The sequence below is a fragment of the Streptomyces sp. MH60 genome, assembly GCF_002939385.1.
Lineage (GTDB): Bacteria > Actinomycetota > Actinomycetes > Streptomycetales > Streptomycetaceae > Streptomyces.
In genome coordinates, this window is record NZ_MULI01000013.1 from 117,326 (window position 1) to 128,024 (window position 10,699).

The 10,699-nt window shown below is 71.9% G+C and carries 12 protein-coding genes and 1 tRNA gene; 8 read left to right on the forward strand and 5 right to left on the reverse strand.

The genetic code is table 11. The features are described from left to right. Positions 1–10: 10 nt before the first annotated feature. Both BZZ08_RS12120 and BZZ08_RS12125 read right to left on the reverse strand, forming a co-directional pair. On the reverse strand, positions 11–742 hold the full coding sequence (locus BZZ08_RS12120; protein ID WP_104632184.1) for a maleate cis-trans isomerase family protein: 732 nt from the start codon (positions 740–742) through the stop codon (positions 11–13). Further along, a complete protein-coding gene (locus BZZ08_RS12125; protein ID WP_104632185.1) occupies positions 739–1,641 on the reverse strand; it encodes a maleate cis-trans isomerase family protein in 903 nt (300 codons plus the stop codon). The genes BZZ08_RS12120 and BZZ08_RS12125 overlap by 4 nt, the downstream gene beginning before the upstream one ends. A 188-nt stretch (positions 1,642–1,829) precedes the next feature. On the opposite strand from BZZ08_RS12125, the gene BZZ08_RS12130 reads away from it, so the two are divergent. Beyond that, a complete protein-coding gene (locus tag BZZ08_RS12130) occupies positions 1,830–2,801 on the forward strand; it encodes a D-2-hydroxyacid dehydrogenase (protein ID WP_104632186.1) in 972 nt (323 codons plus the stop codon). A gap of 36 nt (positions 2,802–2,837) precedes the next feature. Beyond that, entirely contained in the window at positions 2,838–4,217 is a 1,380-nt protein-coding gene (locus BZZ08_RS12135; protein WP_104632187.1) for an amidase, read from the forward strand. 101 nt (positions 4,218–4,318) lie between these two features. Here the strand turns inward: BZZ08_RS12135 and BZZ08_RS12140 are convergent, their stop codons facing one another. Next, positions 4,319–4,813, reverse strand: a complete 495-nt coding sequence (locus tag BZZ08_RS12140; RefSeq protein ID WP_198601430.1) for a DUF3830 family protein — start codon at positions 4,811–4,813, stop codon at positions 4,319–4,321. 107 nt (positions 4,814–4,920) lie between these two features. Between BZZ08_RS12140 and ehuB the strand changes: the two genes are divergently transcribed. The 6 genes from ehuB to BZZ08_RS12170 all read left to right on the forward strand — a co-directional run bounded on the left by ehuB (position 4,921) and on the right by BZZ08_RS12170 (position 9,087). Beyond that, positions 4,921–5,850: an ectoine/hydroxyectoine ABC transporter substrate-binding protein EhuB gene (gene ehuB, locus BZZ08_RS12145; RefSeq protein ID WP_104632189.1), complete on the forward strand. Its 930-nt coding sequence runs from the start codon at positions 4,921–4,923 to the stop codon at positions 5,848–5,850. Continuing rightward, a complete protein-coding gene (gene ehuC, locus BZZ08_RS12150) occupies positions 5,847–6,548 on the forward strand; it encodes an ectoine/hydroxyectoine ABC transporter permease subunit EhuC (protein WP_104632190.1) in 702 nt (233 codons plus the stop codon). The genes ehuB and ehuC overlap by 4 nt, the downstream gene beginning before the upstream one ends. Continuing rightward, entirely contained in the window at positions 6,545–7,195 is a 651-nt protein-coding gene (ehuD, locus tag BZZ08_RS12155; protein WP_104632191.1) for an ectoine/hydroxyectoine ABC transporter permease subunit EhuD, read from the forward strand. The genes ehuC and ehuD overlap by 4 nt, the downstream gene beginning before the upstream one ends. Beyond that, entirely contained in the window at positions 7,185–7,970 is a 786-nt protein-coding gene (gene ehuA / locus BZZ08_RS12160; protein WP_104632192.1) for an ectoine/hydroxyectoine ABC transporter ATP-binding protein EhuA, read from the forward strand. Before ehuD ends, ehuA begins: the two co-directional genes overlap by 11 nt. 181 nt (positions 7,971–8,151) lie before the next feature. Continuing rightward, entirely contained in the window at positions 8,152–8,910 is a 759-nt protein-coding gene (locus BZZ08_RS12165) for an IclR family transcriptional regulator (RefSeq protein ID WP_198601434.1), read from the forward strand. Positions 8,911–9,013: 103 nt separating this feature from the next. Further along, positions 9,014–9,087, forward strand: a tRNA-Lys gene (locus BZZ08_RS12170). 58 nt (positions 9,088–9,145) lie between these two features. Here BZZ08_RS12170 and BZZ08_RS12175 read toward each other — a convergent pair. Next, on the reverse strand, positions 9,146–9,751 hold the full coding sequence (locus BZZ08_RS12175; protein WP_104632194.1) for a lytic polysaccharide monooxygenase auxiliary activity family 9 protein: 606 nt from the start codon (positions 9,749–9,751) through the stop codon (positions 9,146–9,148). A gap of 129 nt (positions 9,752–9,880) precedes the next feature. Then, on the reverse strand, positions 9,881–10,699 hold an 819-nt coding region (locus BZZ08_RS12180), incomplete at its 5' end, for an SPFH domain-containing protein (RefSeq protein WP_104632204.1).

Below are 10,699 nucleotides of genomic sequence, written 5' to 3' on the forward strand. Positions count from 1 at the left end.
CGCACCCGCCTCAGGCCTGCACCACCGGCTCCCGCGTGAACAGCGCGCCCAACTCCGGCGCGTTGACCCGGCGGTCGGCCAGGCGCAGGCCCTCCCAGACGGTGACCTGGTTCGCGGTGAGGACCGGCTTGCCCAGCTCCTTCTCCAGGGCCGGGATGTGGGCCGCCGTGTGCAGGGCCGTGTCCGGCAGGAGCACCGCCCCGGCGTCCGGGCGGTCGGCGGCGCGGGCCAGCGCCAGCACCTCCTCCTCGGACCAGGTGCCGACCTCCGCCGCGGTGATGATGCCCGAGCTGACCACGTCGGCCACCCCGATGCCGGCGGCGCCGAGGAAGTCCGCGAAGATCCGCGCCACGTCGTCCGGGTAGGTCGCGCCGATCGAGACCCGCCGCACCCCGATCTCCTTCGCCGCGTGCACGAAGGCGAAGGAGGTGGACGAGGCCGGCATCCCCGCCGCCTGGGCCAGGGCGCGCACCTGTTCGTGGGCGCCCTCCCAGCCGTGCACGAAGCTGCCGCTGGTGCAGGCCCACACCACGGCGTCGGCGCCGGCCAGCCGCAGTTCGGCCACGCCCGCCTCCAGCCGCCGCGGCGAGCCCATCTCCAGGAGCGCGTCCACCCGGTGGGCGTCCTCGCCGATGTCCGTGTGCACCAGGTCCACCCGGATGTCGCTGCCCAGGAGCTGCTCGATGCGTGGGTAGTCGTCCTCGCCGGAGTGGCCCGGGTACAGGAATCCCAGTGCTGTCATGTCCACCCTTCCTGCTGCTGTTCCGTGTCCGGGCCGTCACCGACGCCCGGCATGTCCGCCGCCGCGGGTCCGACCGGGCCCGCCACCGCGGGGTCGACGGGGCCCACCGGTCCCACCACCGCGGGACCGGCCGCACCCGTCGCCGCGGGGCCGATGCGCGCGGCCGGATCGGTCAGCGCCTGGTACGGCCCCACCGCAGGGGTACCCAGTCGGCGCAGTGCCGCCCACATCGTCACTTGGTTGGCCGAGATCACCGGGATGCGCAGCTCGGCCTCCAGCTGCGGGATGACGTCGTAGGTGGGGAGGTTGGTGCAGGAGATGAACAGGGCGTCCGCCGCTCCCGGCGCGGGCACGGCCTGGCGCGCCATGTCGGCCACGTCGCGGTACGGGACCTTCCAGATGTGCCGGGTCAGTCCCATGAAGGCGCAGCCGGTGACGGCGACACCGGCCTCGGCGACGTACGCCTCCAGCGACCGGGTCACGGACACGGTGTACGGCGTCACCAGCGCGACCCGGCGTACGCCCAGCTCGGTCAGCGCGTCGAGCAGCGCGCCGGAGGTGGTGACGGAGGGGACCGCGCCCGCCCAGGTCATCGCCTCGCACATGGCGCGTTCCCCGGCGATGCCGCCGACGAAGCTGCCCGAGGTGCAGGCGTAGGCGACGACCTGGGGCGCGATGGCGTTGAGGGTGCGCACCGCCTCGCCGAGGGTCTCGTGCTCGCTGACCATCCGGGCGAGGTCCAGACTGACCTCGACGGGCACGAAGGGCGTCCGGGTCATGTGCAGTGACACGTCGTCGGGCACCCATCGCCACAGCTCGCGATCGAGTGCGAAGTCGAACGGGGCGACCACGCCGACCCCGCGTTGCGGAGCTGGTCCGCCGAGAAAGGAGATGTCCATGGCACGCACCGGCCTCACACTGAGGAAGGGGAGGGCAACGCACCGTTACGCACGGCCGTGTTGACGAAGGTAGGTTCCGGTGCGAGCGTGGTCAATCCGCTCGCATCACTCCCAGGTCAACAGCCGGTTAACTTCCGCGTCAACACCCGAACCGCCCCCGCTTCCACCGACCGGAGACAGGCCCGCCGATGACCACGTCCCCGCCCGCGCCCGCTCCCCTGCCGACCCTGCTCGTCCTGGACGCCGAGCCGCCGCCCCGGCTGGGCCGGCTGACCGGCCGGGCCCGGATCGAGCACGCCGACGCGGCGACGCTGGCCGAGCGGCTGCCGCACGCCGACGTCCTGCTGGTGTGGGACTTCACCTCGCACGCGGTGCGCGAGGCCTGGCCGGGCGGCGGTCCGCGCCCGCGCTGGGTGCACACGGCGAGCGCCGGCGTGGACCATCTGATGTGCCCGGAGCTGGCCGCGTCGGACACGGTGGTGACCAACGCGCGCGGTGTCTTCGACCGGCCGATCGCCGAGTACGTCGCCGCGCTCGTCCTGGCGATGGCCAAGGACCTGCCCACGACGCTGCGCCTCCAGGGCGAGCGGACCTGGCGGCACCGCGAGTCGACGCGGGTGGCCGGAACACGCGCCTGCGTGGTGGGCTCCGGCCCGATCGGCCGGGCGATCGCGAGCACGCTGGAGGCGCTCGGCATCACCACCGCGCTGGTCGGCCGCACCGCGCGCCCCGGTGTGCACGGCCCCCAGGAGCTGGACCGGCTGCTGGCCGGGGCCGACTGGGTGGTGGCGGCGGCACCGCTCACCGACGACACGCGCGGCATGTTCGACGCCCGGCGGTTCGGGCTGATGCGGCCCTCCGCCCGGTTCGTGAACGTGGGGCGGGGACAACTGGTCGTCGAGGAGGACCTGGTCGAGGCGCTGACCGCACGCCGGATCGCGGGCGCCGCCCTGGACGTGCTGAGCCACGAGCCGCTGGCACCGGACAGCGCCCTGTGGGAGGTGCCGGAGCTGATCGTCTCGCCGCACATGAGCGGGGACACGATCGGCTGGCGGGACGAACTGGGCGCGCAGTTCGTGGAGTTGTTCGAGAGCTGGGCGGCGGGCGGACCGCTGGCCAACGTGGTCGACAAGAAGCGTGGATACGTGCCCGGACACTGACGTCGCCGACGTCACCGACCCGCGGGAGGGTGCCGCATGACCGACCTCACCGAGCTGACCGCCGTACAGCTCGTCGACGGCTTCCGCAAGGGCGCTTTCAGCCCCGTGGAGGCGACCCGGGCGGTCCTGGACCGGGCCGAGCGGATCCAGCCGGAGGTGAACGCCTTCGTCCGGCTGACCGGTGAGGAGGCGCTGGACCAGGCCCGGCGGGCCGAGGAGCGGTGGCGCCGCGGGGAGCCGTGCGGGCGTCTGGACGGGGTGCCGGTCACGGTGAAGGACATCCTGCTGACGCGTGGTCAGCCGACCCTGCGCGGCTCCCGGGCCGTCTCCCCGGACGGCCCCTGGGACGAGGACGCGCCGTCCGTGGCGCGGTTGCGCGAGCACGGCGCGGTGTTCGTCGGCAAGACCACGACGCCGGAGTACGGCTGGAAGGGCGTGACCGACTCGCCCCTGTCCGGCGTCACCCGCAACCCGCACGACCCGTCCCGTACCGCGGGCGGTTCCAGCGGGGGCGCGGCGGCGGCCGTGGCACTCGGGGCGGGGCCGCTGGCGCTGGGCACGGACGGCGGCGGCAGCGTGCGCATCCCGGCGTCCTTCTGCGGCATCTTCGGCCTGAAACCGACGTACGGCCGGGTTCCGCTGTACCCGGCGAGCGCGTTCGGCACGCTCGCGCACGTCGGTCCGATGACCCGGGACGCGGCGGACGCGGCGCTGCTGCTGGACGTCATCGGCACCCCGGACGCCCGGGACTGGTCGGCGCTGGGCCCGGCCCCCGGGTCGTACACCGAGGCCCTGTCGGGCGGGGTGCGGGGGCTGCGGGTCGCGTACTCGCCCTCGCTCGGCGGGCAGGTGGCGGTGCGTCCGGCGGTGGCCGGGGCGGTCCGGCGGGCGGTGGAGCGGCTGGCGGGGCTCGGCGCGTACGTGACGGAGGCCGACCCGGACTTCACGGACCCGGTGGACGCCTTCCACACCCTGTGGTTCAGCGGGGCGGCGCGGGTGGTGCAGCACCTGAGGGCGGGGCAGCGGGAGCTGCTGGACCCGGGGCTGCGGGAGATCGTCGGGGCGGGGGCGCGGTACTCGGCGCTGGACTATCTGGCGGCGGTGGACGTCCGGATGGAGCTGGGGCGGCGGATGGGCGTCTTCCACCAGGCGTACGACCTGCTGGTGACGCCGACGCTGCCGATCACGGCGTTCGAGGCGGGGGTGGAGGTGCCGAAGGGGTCGGGGCAGCGGCGGTGGACGGGGTGGACGCCGTTCACGTATCCGTTCAACCTGACGCAGCAGCCCGCGGCCACCGTGCCGGTGGGGAGCGACGGGGACGGGCTGCCTGTCGGCCTCCAGATCGTCGCGGCGCGGCACCGGGACGATCTGGTGCTGCGGGCGGCGCACGCGCTGTACGGGGCGGGACCCGCATAGCTGCGGGCAGTCGTGCCGCTGGGGCGGCACGGGTGGGCGCAGGCGGCGCCCGGTAAGCGCCGGACCGCGTTCCCCATCCCGCTCCGTACCGCCACCGGAGGCTAAGCCCTCCGGAAGCTGAGCGTCTCCCCCGCCGCCCCCGTGCGCCACAGGTCGTTGCAGGCTTCCGCCATGGCTTCCAGGCCCTCGGTGATGCGGCCCCAGACGGTGCCGGGGACCCAGCCGACGTCGCCGTTGAGGAGGAGGTTGTTGCGCTCGTAGAAGAGGGCGAGGTCGACGAGGGTGGTGCCGGGGCGGACCTCGCGGTCGTAGCCGTACGCCTTCGTGCCCAACTCGGCACCCGCGAAGGCGAAATAGCACAGGTCGCCCGGAATGGGCGTTACCGTCGGGTTCTCCAGCGGGGGTTCGGATGTCGCGAAGGGCGCGAAAAGGGCATAGATCTCGTTGCGGGCGTATTTGGCGTGGTACACGTCGCCGCCGAGGGGGAGCGCGTCCCAGACGGCCGCGCAGGTGATCGGGGCCCGGTCGTCGAGCAGTTGGGCCGTGCAGGTGATTCCGCGCTTGACCAGCGAGACTTCGATGAAGCGATCAGCCATGCCCTCCATGGCAGTGCCCCGCGGCCCCGCGGTCAAGAGCGCCGGGCCGATGTATCGGACTGAAAAAGATCGGCATAACCTGCCCCCCTTCGGGTAGCTGCGCGCCCATGGCTCCACCACACAGAACCCCACCAAGGGGCATATCCGACCTGAGGTCCAGGACAGCCGGGCCCACTCGCCGGTCGCTGCTCGCGGGGGTCGCGGCGCTCGGCGCGCTGGGGGCGGCCGGCTGCTCGCGGGTGGCCACCGCGTCCGACGTCAAGGGGGGCGACCTGCTCGACCGGCTCCGGGCCCAGGGCGTCGCCCGGCTCGGCATCGCCGGCGAGATCCCCTTCGGGTACATAGACAAGAACGGCGAGCTGACCGGCGAGGCGCCGGAGCTGGCGAAGGTCATCTTCAAGCGGCTCGGCGTGGACCGGGTGCAGCCCGTGCCGACCGAGTTCGGCTCCCTCATCCCGGGCCTGGCGTCCCAGCAGTTCGACGTCGTGGCGGCCGGGATGTACATCAACGCCGAACGCTGCCAGCAGGTCATCTTCTCCGACCCCGACTACCAGATGCTCGACGCGTACATCGTGCGCAAGGGCAATCCGCTCGGGCTGCACAACTACCGGGACATCGTCAAGAAGAAGGCCAAGTTCGCGACCGGCACCGGCTACGCCGAGATCGCCTACGCGGTGGAGCACGGGTACAAGGAGGACGACATCCTGATCGTCCCCGACCAGGTGGCCGGACTCAACGCCGTCGAGTCCGGGCGCGTGGACGTCTTCGCGGGGACCGCGCTGACCGTCCGTGACGTGGTGAAGAAGTCCAGCAAGGCCGAGGCGACGGAGGCCTTCGCACCGCTGGTCGGCGGCAAGCCCCACGTCGACGGCGGCGGCTTCGCCTTCCGTCCGGACGAGACCAACCTGCGGGACGCCTTCAACGTCGAGCTGCAGAAGCTCAAGAAGAGCGGCGAACTGCTGCGCATCCTCAAGCCCTTCGGTTTCACCCAGAACGAGATGACCGATCTGACCGCGAAGGAGCTCTGCGGCGGATGACCTCGGGACTGTGGGAACTCGTACTCCAGGGCGTCTGGGTCACCGTCCAGCTGCTCTTCTTCAGCTCGCTGCTGGCGACGGCCGTCTCCTTCGTGGCCGGCATCGCGCGCACCCACCGGCTGTGGATCGTCCGCTTCCTCGCGGGCTTCTACACCGAGGTGTTCCGCGGGACCTCGGCGCTGGTGATGATCTTCTGGGTCTTCTTCGTGCTGCCCCCGGCCTTCGGCTGGCAGCTGGTGCCGATGTGGGCGGGCACGCTGGCGCTCGGCCTGACCTACGGGGCGTACGGCTCCGAGATCGTGCGCGGCGCGCTGGCCGCGGTCGACCCGGCGCAGAAGGAGGGCGGCATCGCGCTCAGCTTCACGCCCTGGCAGCGGATGAAGCTGATCCTGCTGCCGCAGGCGGTGCCGGAGATGATCCCGCCCTTCTCCAACCTGCTGATCGAGCTGCTCAAGGGCACCGCCCTGGTCTCGATCATGGGCATGGGCGACCTGGCCTTCAGCGCCAACCTGGTACGCCTGGCGCTCCAGGAGAGCGCGGAGATCTACACATACGTGCTGCTGATCTACTTCGTGATCGCGTTCCTGCTCACGCGGGTGATGCGCGGCCTGGAGAAGAAGCTGAAGGCGGGCGTCGGGAAGGCGCCGCGGAAGAAGACGGCGGCCGTGCGCGTGCCTGAGGGAAGTGGTGTGTCGTGAAATGGGACTGGAGCGCGGTCTCCGACTTCATGCCGCACTTCTGGGACGGCCTGCTGGTCACCCTGCAGATCCTGGTGCTCGGCTCGCTGGTCTCGTTCGGCGTCGGCCTGGTGTGGGCGCTGCTGATGCGGGTGCCGACCCGCTGGGTGACCTGGCCGGTCGGTGTGGTCACGGAGTTCATCCGGAACACCCCGCTGCTGGTGCAGCTGTTCTTCCTCTTCTACGTGCTGCCCGAGTGGAACATCACTTTCTCGGCGCTCACCACCGGTGTGGTCGCCATCGGGCTGCACTACTCGACGTACACGATGCAGGTCTACCGGGCCGGCATCGAGGGGGTGCCGGTCGGTCAGTGGGAGGCCGCGACGGCGCTGAACCTGCCGCTGCGGCGGACCTGGACGGCGGTCATCCTGCCGCAGGCGATCCGCCGGGTGACCCCCGCCCTCGGCAACTACGTGATCTCCATGCTGAAGGACACGCCGCTGCTGATGGCGATCACGGTGCTGGAGATGCTCGGCGAGGCACGGCTGTTCTCGCAGCAGAACTTCCAGTTCACCGAGCCCCTGACGGTGATCGGCGTGGCCTTCATCGTCATCTCCTACCTGGCCTCCCTTGCCCTGCGAGCCCTGGAGCGACGCCTTGCCCACTGACACTCTCCCCAACCCCGAGAAGAGCCCCGAGCGCAGCTCCGGCGAGCTGATCCGCCTGGAGCAGGTCACCAAGCGGTTCGGGGACAACACCGTCCTGGACCACCTGGACTTCTCCGTCGACGCCGGCAAGCACGTCACCCTGATCGGCCCGTCCGGTTCGGGCAAGACGACGATCCTGCGGCTGCTGATGACGCTCCTCAAGCCCGACGAGGGCACGATCACCGTGGACGGGCAGAAGCTCTTCCCGGCGACCGAGAAGGAGCGGCGCGAGGTCCGCAAGCAGATCGGGATGGTGTTCCAGCAGTTCAACCTGTTCCCGAACATGAGCGTCCTGCGCAACATCACCGAGGCGCCGGTCACGGTGCTCGGGATGTCCAAGGACGAGGCGGTGGAGCGGGCCAAGGGCCTGCTCGACATGGTGGGTCTGGCCGACAAGAGCGACGCCCGGCCGGCCCAGCTCTCCGGCGGCCAGCAGCAGCGGGTGGCGATCGCCCGGGCGCTGGCGATGCGCCCGAAGGTGCTGCTGCTCGACGAGGTGACCTCGGCGCTCGACCCGGAGCTGGTCGCGGGCGTGCTCGACCTGCTGCGGGACATCGCCCGCAGCACGGACATCACCATGCTGTGCGTGACCCACGAGATGAACTTCGCCCGGGACATATCGGACCAGGTCCTGATGTTCGACTCGGGCCGGGTCATCGAGGCCGGAGCGCCGGAGAAGATCTTCAGCGAGCCGGAGCACGACCGGACGCGGGAGTTTCTCAGCGCGGTCCTGTAATTGCGCGGCGGGCCTGCCCCAACGACCGAGGTCGCGACGCTGGGGCAGGCCATCGGCATATGCCTGTGGGCCTGCGTCGCAGATGAGGGCCCCGGAATCCGGTCAACACCCCCTCACGAGGCGCCTCTTGGCGGCTATCGTGAACGCAGGGATGCACCAGCGAGCGCAGGGGGAGACCACCGTGGCGCTGCAGCACCAGCCGACCGCGCCGCACCACTCGGCCCAGGACGCCCTGCGCGTCCTGGAGACGGTGGCGCGGCACACCTCCGGTGTCACCGACACCGAGATCGGCCGCGGGAGCGGCCTCGACCGGGAGCGGCTGACCACGCTCCTGCGCATGCTGCGCCGCGAGGGCTACGTCGAGCAGACCGCCGACGGCGTGTACGTCACCGGGGAGGCACTGGCCCGCCTCGGCTCGGCGCACGGCCGCGAGGAGGCCCTGCGCGCGAAGCTCCAGCGCACCCTGGACCGGCTGCGCGACTCGGTGGGCGCCGCCGTCTACATCAGCCGGTACGTCGACGGAGAGGTCAGCGTCACCCAGTACGCCGACAGCCCGGCCACGCCCAGGGTGAACGAGTGGGTGGACTTCCGCGTCTCGGCGCACGCCACCGCGGTGGGCAAGTCCCTGCTGACCCAGCTGGACCACGCCGGCCGCCTCGACCACCTGTCCCGGCACCGGATGGCCCGCCTGACCTCGCGCACCATCACCAGCGACAAGCTGCTGCTGTCCCGGCTGGAGTCCCAGCCGGCCACCGTGCCCGTCCTCGACCTCCAGGAGTACGCGGTGGGCACGGTCTGCGCGGCCGTGCCGATCACCGCGGGTTCCGCCGTGGGCTGTCTGGCCCTGTCGCTCCCGGTCGAGCACGCGCACCGGCTGCGCCGGGCCGCGGACGAGCTGAACCGGAGCGCGGCACCGGTCCTGCTGTCCCTGGCGATCTAGGGCCTGTCCGCGACCGCCGGCTCGGGACTGGTCACGAGCACTGCTCGGGACCGGGTAGTATTTTCGTCGTCGCCGACCGCGGGAAGCGGACGGCGGGAGTCATGCGCCGCTAGCTCAGTTGGTTAGAGCAGCTGACTCTTAATCAGCGGGTCCGGGGTTCGAGTCCCTGGCGGCGCACAGCGGAAGGGCCCCCTCGCTCAGGCGAGGGGGCCCTTCGCCCGTTCGGAGCGCCCGTTCAGAAGGTGACGTCCGAGCACGCGTAGAACGCGTTGCCCGTGTCGTGGACCGTCCACACCGCGAGGATCACGTGGTGCCCGCTCAGCCCGGACGGCAGCGTGCCGCTGTGGGAGAGCGTGGCCGGGGGCTGCTTGCCGCCGTAGGGCACCGTGAAGAACGGCGTGAGGTTGAGGTCGGACCGGGCCAGGTTGTGGTTCTGGTTCCAGCCCGGCTTGGTGACGTAGTACTTGAAGTCGGTCGTGGCGTGCCGGGCGGTGAACTGCCAGCGGAAGGTGTAGCTCTGCCCGCCGTTCACCTTGGTGGTCGGCCACGCCTGGCCGTTCGGCTGCTTGGGGCTGTCGAGCGCGGCGAACGACCCGTGGCCGGCGGAGCAGATGCTCCCGTCGGCCGGCCCGGAGGCCGGGAAGCCCTTGGGTCCCTCGACGCTCTGCGGCTCCCACTGGATGGCGCCGCACCCGCCGACCGTGCCGTTCTGGCACACCTTCTGCCGGCTGACGGGCAGATCGGTGTAGCCGTGACCGCTGGCGCCGCCGGACGACAGGACGAGGGCTCCGGTGGTCGCCATGCCCAGCGCGGCCGCGTACAACTTGGTCCTTGTGCGCATACTGCTGCTCCCTGTGACGTGTGGGGAAGTTCAGTGAGCCGTGCAGGTCTAGACCAAGTTCAGATTATTGCCGGTAGTTGAACATGTCCATACCAAAGGCGGAACACGCCGCCCGCCCGCGCCACCGGGTCAGGCCCCCGTGTCCCCGCGCCCCGCGCAGAACGCCACCGTCAGATCCTTGACCAGCACCTTGCGCTCGTAGTCGTCCAGTTCGACCAGCCCGCGCACGGTCAGCCGGGTCACCGTGTCCTCCACCGAGTCCACGACCGAGGTGAGCACGCTCGCCCGCTGCGCCGCGTCCAGTGCGGCGATCCGGCGCCGGTGCATCGCGGCGGCGACCTCCGGGGCGTACTCCACCCGGACCGGCCGCACCGAGAACACCTCCAGGCCGACCGGCGCCGCGTCCGCCGCCACCAGCCGGGTCAGTGTGTCGCCGGCCACGTCCGCCGAGCTGCGGACCGTGCCGAGCGGCTCCACCGGGACCCGGGCCAACGCCGCCTCGACGCACTCGCGCAGATACGTCTCGTGGTCCTCGACGCCCAGCGTGGCCTTCGCGGTGTCCCGCACCCGCCAGACCACCAGCGTCACCGCCCTGAGCGCGACCCCGTTGCCGTCCGCCGCGGGCATCGGCTCGCTGCGCCAGTGCCGCAGCCGCACGTCCACCCGGTGGCGCAGCAGCAGCGGGTTCACCCACATCAGGCCGGTGCGGCGCACCGTCCCCCGGTAGCGGCCGAACAGACCGAGCACCCAGGCCCGTCCGGTCCGGCCCCGGGCGAGGCCGCCGAACCCGAACATCCCGAGCGCCCCCGCCGCCGCGTACGCCGCCCACTGCGCGGGTCCGAGCCCGGCGCCCGCGGACACCGGCAGCCCCAGCGCCTGGGCCGCGAGCGGCGGCACCAGACCGGCCCACCAGGAGGTGGCCGCGCACCCGGCCGCCCCGCACAGACC

What these genes read in the sequence shown, in the direction of transcription:
- BZZ08_RS12175 (WP_104632194.1), bottom strand. Translation starts at nt 9,751, where the DNA reads ATGCGCACAAGGACCAAGTTGTACGCGGCCGCGCTGGGCATGGCGACC.
- BZZ08_RS12125 (WP_104632185.1), bottom strand. Translation starts at nt 1,641, where the DNA reads ATGGACATCTCCTTTCTCGGCGGACCAGCTCCGCAACGCGGGGTCGGC.
- BZZ08_RS12135 (WP_104632187.1), top strand. Translation starts at nt 2,838, where the DNA reads ATGACCGACCTCACCGAGCTGACCGCCGTACAGCTCGTCGACGGCTTC.
- ehuB (WP_104632189.1), top strand. Translation starts at nt 4,921, where the DNA reads ATGGCTCCACCACACAGAACCCCACCAAGGGGCATATCCGACCTGAGG.
- BZZ08_RS12130 (WP_104632186.1), top strand. Translation starts at nt 1,830, where the DNA reads ATGACCACGTCCCCGCCCGCGCCCGCTCCCCTGCCGACCCTGCTCGTC.
- BZZ08_RS12140 (WP_198601430.1), bottom strand. Translation starts at nt 4,813, where the DNA reads ATGGCTGATCGCTTCATCGAAGTCTCGCTGGTCAAGCGCGGAATCACC.
- ehuC (WP_104632190.1), top strand. Translation starts at nt 5,847, where the DNA reads ATGACCTCGGGACTGTGGGAACTCGTACTCCAGGGCGTCTGGGTCACC.
- BZZ08_RS12120 (WP_104632184.1), bottom strand. Translation starts at nt 742, where the DNA reads ATGACAGCACTGGGATTCCTGTACCCGGGCCACTCCGGCGAGGACGAC.